This is a genomic window from Geobacillus genomosp. 3, from assembly GCF_000445995.2.
In the GTDB taxonomy this organism is placed as follows: Bacteria; Bacillota; Bacilli; order Bacillales; family Anoxybacillaceae; genus Geobacillus.
The window spans coordinates 2,530,435-2,547,900 of record NC_022080.4; the positions used below are offsets into that span (position 1 = coordinate 2,530,435).

A 17,466-nucleotide genomic window follows, 5' to 3' on the forward strand; every position below is an offset into this window, starting at 1 on the left:
CTCACCCATCAATGCAAAATGGCCACTTTTAGCACTTCTTCAAGCGTCGTCAACCCTTGCTTCACTTTCAACAGCCCGTCATCCAGCAAAAAAATCATTTTGTTTTGACTGGCGAGCTCGCGCAGTTTTGAAAACGGCTCGTTATTTAAAATGACGCGCCGCATCTCCTCGGTGACGACAAGCAGCTCGTGAATCGCCAGCCGTCCGCGGTAGCCGGTCATGTTGCACGTCGGACAGCCGCGGCCACGGACGAGTTGGCGAACGTCGATGCCGCGGCGGGCGAAAATGTCCCGTTCCCGCTTCGTTGGCTCATACGCCTCTTGGCAATCGCGGCAGACGCGGCGCACAAGCCGCTGTGAAACGACGCCGGCAAGCGACGTCGCCACCAAAAACGGCTCAATGCCCATATCGACGAGGCGCGTGATCGTGCTTAACGCATCGTTCGTATGAAGCGTGCTCAACACTAAATGGCCGGTGAGCGAAGCGCGGATCGCCACTTCCGCCGTCTCGCGGTCGCGAATCTCCCCAACCATGATGATGTTCGGATCTTGGCGCAAAATCGACCGCAGCCCTTGGGCGAACGTCAAGCCGACATTCGGGTTCACTTGAATTTGGTTGACGCCTTCGATCTGATATTCGACTGGATCTTCAATCGTAATAATGTTCACGTGCTCGCTGTTTAAATGATTGAGCGCCGCATAAAGCGTCGATGATTTCCCCGAACCGGTCGGTCCGGTGATCAAGACGATGCCGTTCGGCCGCTCGATCAAGCGGATAAACCGGTCCAAATTGACCGGATTGAAGCCAAGTTTATGAATATCGTTTAACGCCGCACCTAAATCAAGAACGCGCATAACGATTTTCTCGCCATATACGGTCGGCAATGTCGAGACGCGCAAATCGACCGGATGAAAATCGATGTCCATTTTGATCCGCCCGTCTTGCGGCACGCGGTGTTCGGTAATGTCCATATTGGCCAAAATTTTAATTCTCGCCGTCAACATGCTTTGCATATGTTTCGGCAGCGCCCGCTCGGTGCGAAGCAACCCGTCGATCCGATAGCGGATGAGCACTTTCGTCTCTTGCGGATCGATGTGAATGTCGCTCGCCCGCTGTTCGACCGCCAGCTGCAAAATTTGATTGACGAGCCGGACGATGGGCGAATCGTCATCCTCCGTCCGCTCGTCTTCGCGCACTTCCGGCGCCGCCTGCAAAAATTCGTCAAACGACTCATCGATATCGTAATACTTGTTAATCGCCCGCAAAATGTCGTCTTTTGAGGCGATCGCCGTTTCAATTTGAAACCCGGTCGACAGGCGCAAGTCGTCGATGACAAAAAAGTCCATCGGGTCGGCCATAGCGACAAGCAGCCGCTCGCCTTCGATTTTCAGCGGCATGACCATATGGCGGCGGGCGAACTCTTTTGGCACTAAACTGGTCGCCTTCGGATCGATCGGATAGCGGTATAAGCTGACGTGGGGAATGCCGAGCTGAAACTCGAGCACTTCAATGAGCTGCTGCTCGGTGATGTAGCCGCGCTGCAGCAGCGCATCGCCAAGCTTCTGCCCGGGCGCCTTCTCGCGCAGCGCTTCGGCCAACTGGCTTTCGGTGATCAACCCCGCTTCGACAAGCAAATCACCAAGCCGTTTCCGTTCCTGCTTTTTGCTCATTTTCCTTCCCCTCCGCCCGTGTCCGTCTCCCCGCCGGCGCCCGCTTTCGGCGCGGATGCGCCTTCGCCCGGCTTATCGCCTTCTTCCTTTCCTTCATCGTTTTCCGGTTCTGATGAAGCGGGTTGTTCCACCGGCGTGCTGTTTTCGCTTCCCCCGCCGTTTGACTCCGCGCTGCTTTCCGGAACTTCAAGACCGCGCACTTGAATCGTATACGTCGGCGGGTAAAAGTCTTCGCTCACCGTCTCCCGGCGCACAAGTTTGGTCCCATCGCGCACTTCACGCATGACTTTCACTAGCAGCCCCGGGCGGCCGCTCTGTTTCGTCTGCTGCTCGCCGGGCGCTAAGCGCGAATCGTACTGGACAACGGTGCGCGGTTCGATTTTCTCCGTTTCGCTAACGTGAATCGTATATTGATAGACAAACGGCAGCCCGATGATGGAGGCGCGCACGTTTCGCCCATCGTATCGAAGCGCGAGCGTGTAATCGGTCGTGTTCGGGTTGAACCATTCCAAATCGCGGCCGTCGCTGATGGCGGCCTCAAAACCGGGCGCCGCTCCACCCGGCAACATACGGCTCGTATAGCGCTCCACAACAGTGAAATTGGTCGCCAGCACCGCCCGGTACACCGCGGAAGCGATCGCATCGGCCGCTTCCGCGGACAAATCGGCCTTCGCCTTTTTCATATAGTCGCCAAACGAAAACAACTGGTTTGCCTTGATCACCGCGCGCCGCTCTTTCGACAGCCAGCGGGCCGCCGCCGCATCGGAAACCGCCGCCGCCGCTTCGCTCACGACCGGCCGCCGCTCATCCGGAAGCGATATGTATTGCGCCAAATCGACCGGAGAAGACGGCGCCTCAAGCCGGGATGCCACAGCTTCCAAGTCGGCCCCAAGCCGCTTCACATCGAGCGCCGGCAGCACCGCCGGCGGGACGATGGACGACGCTGCATGAAGGCCCGTTTCCAAGTCAGCCAGCACAAACAACGGCGTCCGCTGTCCATCGACAAGCTGCTTTAGGCTTTCCTCAAGCTGAAACGCAAACGCGTCCGCCGGCAGTTCGGCTTGTTTTTCTTGGTAGCGCAGCGGAATCGCCGCCGTCGCCCGCCACTCGTTTACCCGCTCGGCCACCGCCTGCCGGGCCGCGGACGGCGTCAGACCGGAAAGTGACACCGGACCGACGGCTGTCCCCGGGCGGAAGCGGCCGTCATCCGGGGCGAGCGCATCGTAGGCAAAGGCGCCAAGGCGGGAAAACGCGGTAAAATACATCGTACACACCGCCATGACAACAAACAGCTTCCACGCGGCCGCTTTTTTCACCGCCGACCCTCCCCGTTTACTCCTCGACATTCATGGAAACGTCAACGATGACGCCCGGTCCGGCAGCTTGCGCTTTGCGCACATCCGCTTCCGTCAGCACCGTGCCGCTCGCGAACAGCAGGCGGCCGTCCGCGTCGTAAATGTCTTTCGTCAGCCGCTTGCCGGCCAGCAGGGCGATTTGTTTTTCTCTTAACGTATGAAGCGCCTCAACGTTTTCCGCGCTTTCCGTCATCGCTTCCATTTGCGCCAAGAGATCGCCTTCATCCATTTCGACAGCCGGTTGGCCGCTTTCCGCCTTCACCAACTGCGCCGGGTCGTCACAAAGCGCCCCGTTCGCCCCGTCGTTGACAATTAAAATGTCTTTGCCGTATGTCAACACTTCCGAAGCCGGCAGCACTGCTTCTTTGTCGTCAAGCCGTAAGGCAATGCCGATAATCTCCCCGGATTCCTCATCAACAAAAAACTCGCTCGCCTCGCCAAGCAGCTGCCCTTTGCGCGTGATCGCTTTCGCATTTTTAATGCGGATTTGCTTGTTGACAAGCTGGTTGGCAATCGGAATTTCTGAGAGATCGATCACATCATGCCCTTTCTCTACGGTCACGGCAAACTCGCCGATGCCGACGACTTTTTTAAACGGAATGGCTTTTAAGCTGAGCTGCACATCATCTTGTTCGACCGTTAAAAAATCAATCGTTCCCTTATCCGGATTGATGACGACACTTTTCACCACGCCGATTTGCACGCCGTCGGCAATGCTGATGATCGGCAGTCCAATCACTTGCGCGCTAGCTTTCATCGTTTTCACCCCAACTTGTTTGCTAATGCGGCGGCTTGTTGCCGCCAAAGCGCCAACTCTTCGGCCACGGCCGGGTAGGCGCCAAAACGTCCGGCCAGTTCGTCCAGCCAGATCGCGAGCTTGTCATACTGTTGTTCTAGTACATAATGTTCCATTAACAACCGGGCCAATACGTAATAATCGCGGTCAGAAAGCGGCGCTTCCAGGCAGCGGCGGAGGCAGCGCTCATAACTGCCGGCATCCAAACGACGGCGGCTGAGGCGCAATTCGAGCGCGACCGCTTGCACGACTTCCGGGCGCACCGTCTTGCGTTCCCCCCTAGGCGGCCCGGCAGCTTGCGTTTCGCCCTCCGCCTTCTGTTCCCCCTCCTCGACATCGCAGCTTTCGCCCTCTTCCCGGCCTTTTGACAACGCTTCTTCTTCGTTGATGCGCCCGCTATGTTCGCGGCGTTCCCCTCCTGGCGGTTCGAGCGCCGTTTCTTCGTCTGCTTCCATGCCGGCCGCCTCCATAGCATCGCCTATATCCAGCGGGCTCAGCTCTATGCCTTTAGGCAGCTCCGCAAACGGCGGCCGCTCAACAGTGGGTTTCCGTTCCAACGCAAAACCGTCCCGATCAATAAAGCCGCCGGTCTGTTCAAACCCAGCCCATTCGGGAGGCAGGACGCCGGCCCCATCCCGCAGGCCCTGCCTACCATCGTCCAGGCTGTCGGCCGCTTTTCCTGTCTGCAGCACGGCCGCTTCGATGTCCGGCGTCACGGCCACCGGCAGCTCATCGAGCCAATCGTCCAACCGGCGCACGGGCTCGATCTCTGAAGCAGCGTCCTCGAGAGGAAGAAGCGAAAGCTCAGAAAGGAAACGCTTCTCCTCTTCCGTTTCGCTCCCGTCCCTTCCATCATCCCCCATAGCTGCTCCCCCTAAAAGGAGGAAATCGTCTTCTTCCGCACCGTCAGCCGAAGCGGAAAACGGCGCGGTGAAATGCCGATCCGCCCCCTCTTCCAGCGCGCGCAGGACGTCGGGAGCGAACGCAGGCGCCGTTTCCCCCGCTTCTTCTGACGCCAACGCGATTTCATCCAAAGCAGGCGGCCCATCCCCCACTCCGTCATGCGCCGGTGCGTTTCCATCCGGTTGGCCGGCGTGGATCGGCTGCCTCACATCTTCCTCCCTAGGGAGCATCTTCATTTCAGGCCAGCGGGCCGACGGGCGCCCCCCATCGACCGCCTGCCCCGCCAAAGACGTTGCTTCCGCGCCTTTTGGCGTCCCCCGCCTCCCCGTTTCGTTTCGCTCCGTCATCCGATACAACACCGCCCCAAAACGGCGGTCAAGCAAGTACGATGCAGCGGCCAACAAAAGCCCGACCAATAACACCGTTTGCCAGACGGGCGCCACCGATTCCGCCAACTTGGCCAACACGGCAGCCAACAGCGCGACCATCACAGCCACCGCGCCCCCAACCCGGCTGAAGCCAAGCGGCAGCAGCCAGACCGCCCCAAGCGCCAACACGAATGCAACGACATAAATGACTGCCTCTTTTCCCATGCCACCCGTTCCTTCCCGGCTATCGTCTGCCAAAAAGCGGCATATGCACCGCCTATCGTCCTCTTAGCCTAAAATTCTACATAATTCAACTCGAACTTATTGTATAATAAAGTTACATATTTTGAAAGAAGGTTATGACGAATGACCGAAGGCAATTTTTCTCCCACTGGCCGCCAAGGCGGGTTCACGCTCATTGAAACGTTGCTCGCTCTCACCCTTCTATCAAGCGTTGTGATCGGCTTGTTTTACTTTTTTACGAATGCTATGGCCCATACGTCCTACAGCCAAGGGCGGACGGTGGCGATCAACATCGCCCGCGGCGTCGCCGCCTATATGGAACGGCTTGAGTTTTCCGCGCTCGAACGTTACGTTCGCCAGTCAGCAGGCGAACAGGCGCCGTTTGTCAAATTGACGAGCGGCGATTGCGAAAATAGAGCCATTTTCCCAGAGCCGGACGCCTGCCGCGCCCAGCTCGGCCCGACGGTCAACAATATCGTTTATGACGACGGGCGGGTGGCCGTCTTTCTCATCCCGTATGACGGAGCGCTTTGGGAACAGCTCGTCTCATCGCCGCCTGACGCGTTCCCGTCCTCCCTCCGCAAACAAATCGAAAAAGAAGCGGAAAAAGTGCGGGCGTCAGACCCCGGCCTCGGGCAGTATTTGTTGAAAATGTACGTTGTCGTCCGCTGGGGCGAGCGTCCTGGGGAAGCGGAATGGGTCGAAGGGGTGGTCACCGATGAAACGATCCGCTAGAAGCAAAGCCGGCATGACGCTGATCGAGCTTCTAGCTGCTGTTTCCGTTTCGCTGTTGATCATCGGCGCCATCTATACCGTGTTTCTAAGCGGCATCCGCGCCTACGAACGGATCGGCATCGAAAACGAACTGCGCAGTGAGGCGGACTACGCCATGGCAATGGTGATGAATAAACTGTACGAATTTGCACCGGATGGGATTAACCTTAGCGAAAGCGGCGAAAAAACATTAACGTTTATCGACGACCGGCAAAAGCGGGTTGACCCCTCATCCGGATTTGTCGATGAAAGAGAAATCGGCGGCGGCGCGTTGACTGTTTCCATTGAAAACGGCTCGCTCATCATCAACGGGGAAGCCATTTCCCCGCCACACTTGCTGCTTGTGGACAACTCTGCCTTTTCGGTGCGCTGTTTGCGCGAAGAGCGGAAAGAGGAAGCGCGAATTTGCCGCAGCGGCGTCATCACGATCCGTCTTGCCGTACAAGACCGCAAACATGCTGATCCGGACAGCCGCTTGTATGTGCGCCCGTTTACATTAAAAACAGAATTCGGCTTTTAAGGAGGGACGAGGATGAACCGTCCGCGCTCGAACGAGGCTGGCTACAGTCTCGTGACAACGATGCTCGTCATCACCATTTTCTTTTTGCTCGGCACAACCATTTTAACAGTGGCCGCCCAGCAGGCGCGATGGGCCGCCGTGCGCGTCGAAGATGTCGAGTCGTTTCATGAAGCAGCCAGCGCCATCGATGAAACCGTGGCCGCCTTAAAGACAGCGATCACCAAACCCGATTTTGCCTTCTCTACCCCAACGCGCTTTGACGATGATTTGAGGCGTTGGCTCCCTTCGTTTGAGCGGCGCTATGACGTCACGATCACGGATGCAACCAATGAAGAAGGGATCGACCGAAAAAAGCTGTTCACCCGCGTTTTGCACATTGCAAAATCGTCCGGTCAGAAAACCATCACCCGACGCGTCATTATCACCAACACGCCAAGCTTTTTGAAATACGCCCTCGGTTCAGCTGAAGATTTGCTCGTCAACGGCGGGGCATACATTGACGGGCATGTGTACGCAGGCCGAAATGCCTACGTCACTAACGCTGCCAACTATATCGATCACTCGCAGCGCCGGACCGAGCTGACTTCCTTCCCCACCCTCTCAACCGGCAGCGCTTGGCTTGTTCAAGGGGAAATATCATCGTGCGAACACGGTGCGGGGTGTTACCGGATCGAAGACGGGGTGTTCATCCGCCGTGAAAACACCTTTTCCCCTCGTCTTGACGGAGCTCCGGTGCAAAAGGAAAAAGACGATTTTATCGACGTCAATTTTGATTGGACGGTGAAAGATAAGCTGCTCCATGCCGCAGGAATGGAAACGTTCAGCGATGAATACGAACAGTATATCCATGAGGACATCCCGACATTGCTTGCCATGCTCCGGGGCCGCCTAACGGTCGTGGACAGCGTAGGGCCGCTGCTTGGCCGTTCTTGGAACGAGCCGGTTTTGCTTGAGAGCGAAGAAGTTTCCTCCTTTTTCATTGACCATGGAGAAATCGATTTAAAGAAAAACTGGCTTGTCGTCAATGGCGATTTGTTTTTAGGAAACACGGCGCAAACGCCGACGAAAGTGCGCGGCAATCTCATCGTGCTCGGCGATGTCACCATTCAAGGAAATGTGGCGTTTGACGCCTCGGTCTACGTCACCGGACGCACGCTCGTTTACAGCGCCGATATCAGCGGTTGGGGCGGAAAAGAGCTCGTTCTCTTATCGAACGGGCCGCTCGAGCTGGCGCGCATCAATGAGTTTGATAACTCGTTCCCGCCGCGGCCGAATTTAAAAGGATATTTCTATACGAACAGCAACGCGACCGTTTATGCCGTCGGCTCGTATATCCACATTCAAGGCGGCTTGTTCGCCCGCGGGGATGCCTCCAGCCTTGCCCCTGATGCCGATATATCGGGCCTTGTCGTCAACGCCTACCGCGGACGGGCGGAAAACGGGCTGTCATTCATCCCGGCGCCTGACGATGATCTGGAACAATCACGCCTTGTCATTCACCACGACCCGCAAGTGTTGATCGACCGCGGGGAAGGGTTGCCGTTTGTCAAACAGCTGTCGCTCGTCGTTGAGCCAATAAAAGTCAAATAGAAAAAAGCGGCCTGTGCAAGGCCGCCTTTTCGTTTTGCCGCCGCGCGGAAGCAGCTGCTTTTGTCACCACCGATTTCGCCCGTCATCGCTACCGTCGGCCGCTTCTTGAACAATGACCGTCACCGCCGCTTGAATCGCCTTATGATCGCTCGTTCTCGCCTTGGCGGTCGCCGTCACCGTCGCATAGCCGACATCGTTGGCGATCAGCACCCATGTTCCGTTTTCATTGACCGCTTCCACATAGGCCGGGGCGGATGACTGAACATCGGCAATCGTTTTGTCGGTCGCATTCTCAGGGATAAACCGCAGTTGCGGTGCCACCTCGAGCCGTTCGCCGACTTTCATGTACAGCACCGGGCTGGAAAACGCCATCCCTTCAAGGGGCACATACGGGTCGATGACCGTAATCACCGCTCTGGCTGTTGCCTGGCTTCCGTCAGTTGCGCGGACGATGATCGCGGCCGTTCCCGGTTTGTTTGCTGTTACAACGCCGTTATGGCCGACAGAAGCGATACCCGGGTCGCTCGATTCCCACATAAGCGTTTTGTTTGTCGCATCAATCGGTTCAATGATCACCGGAATCGTTTGCGTTTCGCCAACGTTCATTTTCCGTCTGTAATCGCCAAGCGTCAAATTGCGAATGAGCTTCATATACCGGAATGACACGATCGTCGTTCCATCGCCCCGCGTCAACCCGCCGCTCGAGCGCACGGCAACCGTATACTCGCCGTCATCGGAAACCGAAATGGCATACGGCGGACCAAGCAGCTGCCAATCGGACGATGAGCCGTTGCGCGCGATTTCGTATTCATACGTCACCCGTTCACCGGCGACAAGCCCGGTCACGCGAACCGTCGGCGCTTCCGTCACCGTCGCGCCGCTTTCTACTTCGCCATTTGATGCAATGATCGACAAACGCGGCTTCAAATATATGCGCACCGTTTCATCATTGCGATAGGTGACAAGCAGCACGCCGTCATCGTTCGGGTCGTATTGCAGCGCTTTGACCGCCAGCGGCAGCAGCCCGTATGAATTCGGCTCCGCGCTTCCGACCTCGTCTTGCGAAGCGGCGGAAACTTGATATTTGCGGATCGCGCCGTTCGCGTTTCCTTCATAGTAAAAATTCGGAAAATCATGGAGACGAACCGTCATGCCAATTCGTTCCCTCGGCGGCGCAAGCGTCGAGGTTTGCGCGCCATAGCGGCTGTCCGTAAACGTCACAACCGCTGGCGGCAGCGAGACATTGTTCATCGCAAAATCGGCCTGCATCACCCATTGCGCCGAAAGCGTCAGCTTATTCAGCTGGTTGTAATCGAACGTTTGATTGGCAAATGTCCATTTGGCATAACGCTTGCCCTGGTCTGTGTAGACTGTGACTTTCCCATCAGGAACGACAGAAATGCCGTCGGGCAGTTCTTGGATAATGCTTACATTGCTAATCGTCCCGCTCGCATTGCCAACATAGCCGACAAGCGACAGTGAATATGCCGCGCGGAAGCGGTTGTCATCGCCATTAGCGGCGCCGAACTTGATTAAGCTTGCGACATCATTGGTCACTCCTTGCAATGTCACCGTGCCTGTAAAGGACGGCGGCGCTTCATCTTTAACCGTGACCGTCACCTTTTTCGTCACCGGCGGCTGCGGTTGGCCATACACGTCGCGATACGTCAATTCGGCTTCAAACGTATACGTCCCTTCAGCTTTAAACGATACCGGAACCGGAATCGTCACCGGCGGTGGAGCGCCTTGGCCGATCTGGTACGGAATCGAAAACGAAATGTAGGCGTTTTGCTTTGTTTCATCGAGCCATACTTGGCCGTTTTCCGCGATGGCGACATTGCCGCCAAATGACGACAGCGGAATGCGGATCGTTCCGGTGATCGCCGGGGTGGTGGCGAGCTGGGAAAACTGTTGGAATAAAGCAGTCAAGTTTTGCGTCGTTCCTTGCCGCGCCTCGCCGCCGGCAACCGCTGAGAGGGCGCGCAAATAGTCCATATCGACTTCCTTGCTGTCACCGAAGCCGATGGAATAGAGCGTGATATTGTTCAGTCCAAGCGCTTTGGCCACCGCTATAGCATGGGCACGGATTTCCGTTTCCACCCACTCATACGTGAATGGATAACCATTGTCACGTGAAAGACGATTTCCATTAACATAATCACTCCCATTGCTATAGAACACTCGAGTAAATCCCTTATTATCTTGAAAATGGATTCCTGCTCTTCCATCCACGTATAACTCATAAGTTAATGGTAAGTTAGCAGTGATTTTTTTCCCTGTATAGTCATAATACGGAATAAGCAAAAGCCATTGTCTCTCTACCTCGCGATACGTGATCATAGCGTCCGTATGCAACACTGTCGGCATCCCGTCTGTCAAGAAAATCACATACTTTTTGCGCGCCGGATCGTTAAAATACGACTGCGCAAGCGACAGTGCCGCCGAATAGTTCGTGCCGCCTCCGGCCGTCAGCCTGTCGCCGACCGTCCGGATTTTCTCGAGCTGGGCGGCGACCGTCGGCTGATCCCCAAACGGCACGATATCTCTCACCGAGTCAGAAAATGGAATAAGGGCAAACCGGTCATGCGGATGCGAATGGGCTTTAAAGTAATCGACAGCCGAACGGAGCGCCGTCTTGGCGCTCGAAAGCTTCTCCCATGTCATCGACCCCGACACGTCCATGACAAACACGACGTCAATCGGCGGACGGACAGGCGCGGAAACCGAGCCTTTCGGGATGAGCGTCACATCGAGCCGTCCTTCGGCATCGCCGTTTGGCGGCTTGGCGTATTCCGACTGTGAAAACGCCATGGAGAAATCGAGTGCAGCGGTGCTGGCTTCATTTCGTTTCGTATACTCATAAGGCGGCTCCGGGAATGAAAAATACAAGTCTTCCTGCCCGTTTCCCAACACCCGGTAAGCGTCGACGGTAATGTCGTAAGCCGCCCTCTCCCCTTGGGCCGATGGCCACTTGCCGCGCATATCAAGCGAAAACGTATACGTTTTCGCTCCGTTTCGGCCCGCCGGCGCTTCCACCGCTTCCGTGCGATAGCTGACGACAGAGCCGTTTTGTTCCTTCACCTTAATACGGACTTCAAAAAAGCGGATGCTGTTGCCCCGGCCATCCCCGGCCCCTGGGGCAACGGCCCATCCTTCTATTTTTTCATCTGAAACGACGGTGAGAGCGCCCTCTTTTTGATCGGCATAAACGATGTCAACCCTCACCGGCCATAGACTTGCGATGAGACAAAACACCATTCCCCATAACAGCCAGCCACGCCGCCGCATGCGCCTTCCCTCCCGCGTCAAAAGGACTATCTTTCTTCCATTATATCAATCCTTTTCATCGCTTGGTATGTTTTTTTAATAGTTTCCGCGCTTCGGATATAAAATAAAGCGATCCGGTGATCAGCAGCAAGTCATCGCTTCCCGCCTCTTTTTTCTTTCCGTCTATCCAGGCGGTCCAATCGCCCACAACAGCTTTGTGCGGGTGGGACGAAAGGGCGGCAAGATCCTCGGCCGCCGCCGCGCGCGGAAAATCAAACGTCGTAAAGGTGATCGTGTCCGCGAGCTCATCGAGCGGTTCGATCATTCGCTCAAGCGGCTTGTCCGTCAGCGCGGCGAACAAAACATGGACGCGTTTGTCGGGATAATGAGCGCGCACCGTCTCGACAAGGGCGCGGATGCCGGCTTCGTTATGGGCGCCGTCAAGGATGATCAGCGGGTTGCCGCTCACCTGCTCAAACCGGCCGGGCCAGGCGGCGGCGGCGAGTCCATCGGCGATATGCTCCGGATCGATCAAAAACGAATAGCCAAGCCGCAACAACTCCGCCGCCATCACCGCCACCGCCGCGTTGTCAACTTGATGGGCGCCGGGCATTTGAATGCGCACATCGCGGTATTCGGCAAACGGCGTGGCGAGGGAAAACTGTTCCCCTTCGGCAGTCGTTTTCCAGTCTGTTACAGTAAAATCAACGCCGAGCCGGTACAGTTTCGCCTTCCGCTCCGCCGCCGTTTTGGCGATCACCTCCCACGCCTCCGGTTCCTTCACCGCCGTCACAAGCGGCACGCCCGGCTTGATGATCCCTGCTTTTTCCGCGGCGATTTGCGCGAGCGTATCGCCTAAAATGTTCATATGATCATAGCTGACGTTTGTAATGACGGAAACGAGCGGATAAATGACGTTCGTCGAATCGAGACGGCCGCCAAGCCCGACCTCGACGAGCACGATGTCTTGAACGTTCTGTTTTCCAAAATAATATAGCATCATAGCCGTGATGACTTCAAATTCGGTCGGCCCGCCAAGTTCGGTTTTTTCCAATTCATCCGCGAGCGGCTGAATGACTTGCACGAGCTCGACGATCTCCTGATCGGAAATCGGTTCGCCGTTGATGCTGATCCGCTCGTTAAACTGCTCGACATACGGCGACGTGAACGTTCCAACCGAATAGCCCGCCGCCTGCAAAATCGAGCGCAAGTAGGCGACGGTCGACCCTTTTCCGTTCGTTCCCCCGATATGGACGGCGCGGACGCGGCGTTCCGGGTGGCCAAGTTTTTCCATCATCCATTCCATTCGTTTCAACCCGGGTTTCATGCCGAGCCGCAGCCGTCCATGAATCCAGGCGACCGCTTCGTCATAAGTTCGAACCATGTCCATCGTCCTCCTCGTTCGTTGCTGTCTTGTCCACGCTGCCGATTTCATGCGGCAATTGGGGCAAAAGCTGAATCGTACATGTCGAAGGCATTTTCCTTCGGCATCATCATCCCTATCGAAAAAGACGAACCCGCCCGCAAGCGGATTCGTCTTCATCATAATCAACGATAAGATCGTTTGTCTACCGTTTCAACTCAGCGAGGCGCGCTTGGACGGCTTCGCGTTTTTCCATGTAATCTTGCCGCTTGCGCCGCTCTTCTTCGACGACATGGGCCGGCGCTTTCGCCAAAAAGCCTTCGTTCGCCAGTTTCTTTTCGACGCGTTCGACTTCTTTGTTCCATTTGTCGAGCTCTTTTTCAAGCCGCTTGATTTCTTCTTCGATGTTGATCAACCCTTCAAGCGGCAAAATGAGCTCGGCGCCGGTGACGACCGCGGTCATCGCTTTCTCCGGCATCGGAACATCCACATCGATCAACAGCTCGCTCGGGTTGCAGAACCGCTCCAAATAAGCGCGGTTGTTCATAAGCACATCGCGCACTTTCTCGTCTTTTACCTTCAAGTAGAGCGCCACCGGCTTGCTTGGCGGTGTGTTCACCTCAGCGCGGATGTTGCGGACGGAGCGGATGATATCAACCAACAGCCGCATTTCCTCAGCCGCTTTTTCGTTTGACAGCTCAGGGCGCACCTTTGGCCACGGAGCGACGGTGATCGATTCGCCTTCGTGCGGCAAGTTTTGCCAAATTTCCTCGGTAATGAACGGCATAAACGGGTGAAGCAGACGCATTGTGTTGTCGAGCACATACGCCAACACGGAGCGCGTCGTTTGTTTCGCCGCTTCGTCGTCACCGTAAAGCGGCAGCTTTGCCATTTCGATATACCAATCGCACAAATCGTCCCAAATAAAGTTGTACAGCGTGCGCCCGACTTCACCGAACTCGTATTTTTCCGCGAGTTTTGTCACCGTCTCAATCGTTTCATTTAAGCGCGTTAAAATCCAATGGTCGGCGACCGTTTTTTCGCCGCTCAAATCGAGTTCTTCGTGCGTCATGCCGCCCATGTTCATTAAGGCGAAGCGCGAGGCGTTCCAAATTTTATTGGCAAAATTCCATGTCGCTTCGACTTTTTCCGTGCTAAAGCGCAAGTCTTGCCCCGGCGAGCTGCCGGTTGCTAAAAAGTACCGGAGCGCATCAGCGCCGTATTGGTCGATGACATCCATCGGATCGACGCCGTTGCCGAGTGACTTGCTCATTTTCCGCCCTTGGGCGTCGCGGACGAGGCCATGGATCAAGACATCTTTAAACGGCCGCTTCCCAGTGAATTCGAGCCCTTGGAAAATCATGCGCGACACCCAGAAGAAGATGATGTCATAGCCGGTGACAAGCACGTCGGTCGGGTAGTAGCGCTTGTAATCCGGCGATTCTGTATCCGGCCAGCCCATTGTCGAGAACGGCCAGAGCGCCGAGCTGAACCATGTGTCAAGCACGTCAGGGTCCTGCTCCCAGTTTTCAATGTCGCTTGGCGGCTCATGGTCGACGTACACTTCGCCCGTTTCTTTATGATACCACGCCGGAATGCGGTGCCCCCACCAAAGCTGGCGCGAAATGCACCAGTCGCGGATGTTCTCAAGCCAATGCAAATACGTTTTCTCAAACCGCTCCGGCACAAACTGCACTTTGCCGTCCGTCTGCTGGAGCTTGATGGCCGCTTCGGCGAGCGGCTTCATTTTCACAAACCATTGCGTCGACAAATACGGCTCGACGACCGCGCCGCTCCGTTCGCTATGGCCGACAGAGTGAACGTGCTCCTCGATTTTGAACAAAACGCCTTGTTCTTGCAAATCGCGGGCGATTTGCTTCCGGCATTCAAACCGGTCAAGCCCTTGGTATTGCATGGCGTTTTCGTTCATCGTGCCGTCTTCGTTCATGACGAGAATGCGCGGCAAGTTGTGGCGGTTGCCGATTTCAAAGTCGTTCGGGTCGTGCGCCGGCGTAATTTTGACCGCCCCGGAGCCGAATTCCATGTCGACGTATTCGTCGGCAATGATCGGAATTTCACGGCCGACGATCGGCAGCTTGACCGTTTTGCCGATCAAATGCTTGTACCGCTCATCATCCGGATGGACGGCAACGGCCGTATCGCCGAGCATCGTTTCCGGGCGGGTCGTCGCCACTTCAATGTAACCGGAGCCGTCGGCAAGCGGATAGCGCATATGATAGAGCGCGCCTTTGACTTCTTTATACACGACCTCAATGTCCGACAACGCCGTTTTCGTCACCGGATCCCAGTTAATAATGTACTCGCCGCGGTAAATGAGCCCTTTTCGATAGAGCGAAACGAACACTTCGCGCACCGCTTTGGACAGCCCTTCATCAAGCGTAAACCGCTCGCGCGTGTAATCGAGCCCAAGCCCTAACTTCGCCCATTGGCTGCGAATATGCCCGGCATATTCTTCTTTCCATTTCCACGTTTCTTCTAAAAACTTCTCACGGCCTAAGTCGTAGCGCGACAGCCCTTGCTGGCGCAGTTTTTCCTCGACTTTCGCCTGGGTGGCGATGCCGGCGTGGTCCATTCCCGGAAGCCAGAGCACGTCATACCCTTGCATCCGCTTCATGCGCGTAATGATATCTTGCAGCGTTGTATCCCACGCATGCCCTAAGTGCAGCTTGCCGGTGACGTTCGGCGGCGGGATGACGATCGTAAACGGTTGTTTGTCCGGATCGCCGGTCGCTTCAAAAAATTTCCCTTTCAGCCACCACTCATAGCGCCCTGTTTCGACGGCGCGATGGTCGTATTTCGGCGGCATCGATACTTCATGCTGTGCCATGTTTCATTTCCCTCCCTCGACATGATGGACAGTGCGGCCTATAGCCAGCAAAAAAGCCCCTTTCATCCGAAAAAGGACGAAAGGAGCTGCTTTCGCGGTACCACCTTTTTTCTTAAGCCTGGAAGGCTGGCGATGGAGAAGACCGCAACACGGCCAAAACCACCGGTGAAAAATCGGCTTCGTTTGCCGAGCCAAAAAGCGGACTGTGTTTCAGCCTTCTAAAGGCTTAAGCGCTTCATTCGCATAACGGCGCAAAGCCGGCTTCCTCTACTAGGCGGGAACCCGCCGTTCAACGAAGCAGCTCAGGGGCGACCTTCCAGCAGCCGTCATCCTAGGAAATCTCACAGCTTTTGATTTCCCTCTCTGCAGGCGCGGATTGCTGTACTCCTCCCCGTCTTCGCTTTTATCATCATCGTTCGATTATTATACTACCATTGTCCATCATCTTTGCCAAGTTTTTATTTATTTATTCCATTGGCCATCGGTTGGTGACAAACATTTTTTCGCTTCATATTGTATAGTAAACCTAGGAAGGAGGGAACGCCGATGCGGCGATTCAACCCGTATTCGTGGCCGCCGTGGCTAAGGCAAGTGCGCGCCGTCTGCGCCCAAGTGATCATCCCGCTTACCATTTTTCAAGCCATTCGCACCATTTTTTTGCCGACGACGTTCGATGTCATCTTATTGGCGGTATTTGTTTTACTCGCTGTGGCGCTCCATTTGGAATGGATTTAACGGCTGCCGCCCTCATCTGCCGGTGCCTCGGAGCCGTCTGTCTCACCCTGCGGCTGCGCGGCGTCGCGTTGGACAAGATGCATGACGACGGCCTCCATGTTTTTAAAAGCCATATAGCAGCGCAACAGGGCAGCGACGTGTTCGCGCTCGTTCCGCTCCATGTGCGAAGCGGCCTCATATCGTTCAAGGCAGCGGACAAACCCGCGCGGTTCAGCCAGATGGCTGTATAGAAACGCCCGTTCCGCCGGAGATAACGGCAGCTCCTTTTCGTATTCATCGATCCCCTCTATCCATTCCTGTCCGAGTGGCGGAAACATCCGGACATGAATGCGAAACGCAGCGGTCAAATCGTATACCGGAGAATTCCAGTGTGCTCGCTCCCAGCTGATCCAATACGGCGTCACGTAATGGGAAAGGCGCGCCTTTCCGTGCACCCAGGCGATTCGCCATTGTTTCGTTTCCTTCACCGCTTCCTCCCAAGCGGCAAGCTGCTCCTCGGCAAACCAATACGCGCGCATCACCTCATGAAAATACGTGCAGCACTGCAGCTGAAACGGCGACATGTACCAAGCTGTTTCATACCGCTCGATCCGCTCTTCCCAAACCGCCCGCTCCCGTTGCCATTCCTCTTTTTTTTGCTTCCGGTAAGCGTTGATCTCCTCCTCGCTTACTTTAACAAAACGGACGGTAGCGCGGTGAAGGTGCGCCAGCCCGCGAAAAAAGGCGCGGACGGCTTCTTCCTTCCCCCCCGTTTCGCCTTCGTGCCATGCTTGCAAATAATAGAGGCGCCCCCCTTCGGCCGCAAACAGCGACCGCAGCCGCGTCCCATAATGTGGGGGGCAATGGCGCCCGTAATAGTGGAGTGACTGCCAAATGGCGGCCGCCTCCTGTTCGTCATCGAGCGGTTTTAAGGCAAACACACCGCGGTCAGTATGCACTTTAACCGCTTTGCCCCGCTGTTCGATATGCCGCGGCTGAAGCCCATACTGGTGAAGCACGGCGCGATACGTTTCAGACCGTATGGTCATCCGTTA

Annotated in this window: 12 protein-coding genes and 1 other annotated feature; of the genes, 4 read left to right on the forward strand and 8 right to left on the reverse strand. The window is 56.0% G+C overall.

The features are described 5' to 3' along the window. Window positions 1-8: 8 nt before the first annotated feature. Genes M493_RS12665 through M493_RS12680 form a run of 4 tightly spaced genes read right to left on the reverse strand, consistent with a single transcriptional unit; the run spans window position 9 to window position 5,317 of the window. On the reverse strand, window positions 9-1,670 hold the full coding sequence (locus M493_RS12665) for a GspE/PulE family protein (protein WP_020960756.1): 1,662 nt from the start codon (window positions 1,668-1,670) through the stop codon (window positions 9-11). After that, window positions 1,667-2,986 (reverse strand): G5 domain-containing protein, encoded by a 1,320-nt coding sequence (locus M493_RS12670; protein WP_020960757.1) that lies wholly within the window; start codon window positions 2,984-2,986, stop codon window positions 1,667-1,669. Before M493_RS12670 ends, M493_RS12665 begins: the two co-directional genes overlap by 4 nt. 16 nt (window positions 2,987-3,002) lie before the next feature. Next, a complete protein-coding gene (locus M493_RS12675) occupies window positions 3,003-3,782 on the reverse strand; it encodes a PRC-barrel domain-containing protein (RefSeq protein WP_041267782.1) in 780 nt (259 codons plus the stop codon). Window positions 3,783-3,787: 5 nt separating this feature from the next. Continuing rightward, entirely contained in the window at window positions 3,788-5,317 is a 1,530-nt protein-coding gene (locus M493_RS12680; RefSeq protein WP_020960759.1) for a hypothetical protein, read from the reverse strand. Window positions 5,318-5,458: 141 nt separating this feature from the next. Between M493_RS12680 and M493_RS12685 the strand changes: the two genes are divergently transcribed. Genes M493_RS12685 through M493_RS12695 form a run of 3 tightly spaced genes read left to right on the forward strand, consistent with a single transcriptional unit; the run spans window position 5,459 to window position 8,219 of the window. Next, complete coding sequence (locus tag M493_RS12685; protein ID WP_020960760.1) at window positions 5,459-6,070, forward strand: prepilin-type N-terminal cleavage/methylation domain-containing protein; 612 nt, start codon at window positions 5,459-5,461, stop codon at window positions 6,068-6,070. Next, window positions 6,054-6,629: a PilW family protein gene (locus tag M493_RS12690; protein ID WP_020960761.1), complete on the forward strand. Its 576-nt coding sequence runs from the start codon at window positions 6,054-6,056 to the stop codon at window positions 6,627-6,629. Before M493_RS12685 ends, M493_RS12690 begins: the two co-directional genes overlap by 17 nt. A 12-nt stretch (window positions 6,630-6,641) precedes the next feature. After that, window positions 6,642-8,219 carry a hypothetical protein gene (locus M493_RS12695; RefSeq protein WP_020960762.1) on the forward strand — a complete coding sequence of 526 codons (1,578 nt, stop codon included), beginning with the start codon at window positions 6,642-6,644 and terminating at the stop codon, window positions 8,217-8,219. 63 nt (window positions 8,220-8,282) lie between these two features. On the opposite strand, the gene M493_RS17400 is transcribed toward M493_RS12695, so the two are convergent. From M493_RS17400 to M493_RS12715, 3 genes are all read right to left on the reverse strand, one after another. Beyond that, a complete protein-coding gene (locus M493_RS17400; RefSeq protein WP_020960763.1) occupies window positions 8,283-11,507 on the reverse strand; it encodes a vWA domain-containing protein in 3,225 nt (1,074 codons plus the stop codon). Window positions 11,508-11,562: 55 nt separating this feature from the next. Next, window positions 11,563-12,870, reverse strand: coding sequence for a bifunctional folylpolyglutamate synthase/dihydrofolate synthase (locus M493_RS12710; protein ID WP_020960764.1), 1,308 nt, complete (start codon window positions 12,868-12,870; stop codon window positions 11,563-11,565). Between the two features lie 184 nt (window positions 12,871-13,054). Beyond that, the gene (locus M493_RS12715; RefSeq protein ID WP_020960765.1) at window positions 13,055-15,697 is read right to left on the reverse strand and encodes a valine--tRNA ligase; all 2,643 of its coding nucleotides are present in this window, start codon (window positions 15,695-15,697) and stop codon (window positions 13,055-13,057) included. Between the two features lie 69 nt (window positions 15,698-15,766). Beyond that, window positions 15,767-16,104: a binding site (T-box leader), on the reverse strand. Window positions 16,105-16,243: 139 nt separating this feature from the next. On the opposite strand from M493_RS12715, the gene M493_RS12720 reads away from it, so the two are divergent. After that, window positions 16,244-16,432 carry a hypothetical protein gene (locus tag M493_RS12720; RefSeq protein WP_020960766.1) on the forward strand — a complete coding sequence of 63 codons (189 nt, stop codon included), beginning with the start codon at window positions 16,244-16,246 and terminating at the stop codon, window positions 16,430-16,432. Here M493_RS12720 and ysxE read toward each other — a convergent pair. Next, complete coding sequence (gene ysxE, locus M493_RS12725) at window positions 16,429-17,460, reverse strand: spore coat protein YsxE (protein ID WP_020960767.1); 1,032 nt, start codon at window positions 17,458-17,460, stop codon at window positions 16,429-16,431. The genes M493_RS12720 and ysxE overlap by 4 nt on opposite strands. Window positions 17,461-17,466: the final 6 nt, after the last annotated feature.

Excerpts from the sequence above, each read along its gene's own strand:
- M493_RS12665 (WP_020960756.1), bottom strand. The coding sequence starts at position 1,670 with ATGAGCAAAAAGCAGGAACGGAAACGGCTTGGTGATTTGCTTGTCGAA.
- M493_RS12675 (WP_041267782.1), bottom strand. The coding sequence starts at position 3,782 with ATGAAAGCTAGCGCGCAAGTGATTGGACTGCCGATCATCAGCATTGCC.
- M493_RS12680 (WP_020960759.1), bottom strand. The coding sequence starts at position 5,317 with ATGGGAAAAGAGGCAGTCATTTATGTCGTTGCATTCGTGTTGGCGCTT.
- M493_RS12685 (WP_020960760.1), top strand. The coding sequence starts at position 5,459 with ATGACCGAAGGCAATTTTTCTCCCACTGGCCGCCAAGGCGGGTTCACG.
- M493_RS12690 (WP_020960761.1), top strand. The coding sequence starts at position 6,054 with ATGAAACGATCCGCTAGAAGCAAAGCCGGCATGACGCTGATCGAGCTT.
- M493_RS12695 (WP_020960762.1), top strand. The coding sequence starts at position 6,642 with ATGAACCGTCCGCGCTCGAACGAGGCTGGCTACAGTCTCGTGACAACG.
- M493_RS17400 (WP_020960763.1), bottom strand. The coding sequence starts at position 11,507 with ATGCGGCGGCGTGGCTGGCTGTTATGGGGAATGGTGTTTTGTCTCATC.
- M493_RS12710 (WP_020960764.1), bottom strand. The coding sequence starts at position 12,870 with ATGGTTCGAACTTATGACGAAGCGGTCGCCTGGATTCATGGACGGCTG.
- M493_RS12715 (WP_020960765.1), bottom strand. The coding sequence starts at position 15,697 with ATGGCACAGCATGAAGTATCGATGCCGCCGAAATACGACCATCGCGCC.
- M493_RS12720 (WP_020960766.1), top strand. The coding sequence starts at position 16,244 with ATGCGGCGATTCAACCCGTATTCGTGGCCGCCGTGGCTAAGGCAAGTG.
- ysxE (WP_020960767.1), bottom strand. The coding sequence starts at position 17,460 with ATGACCATACGGTCTGAAACGTATCGCGCCGTGCTTCACCAGTATGGG.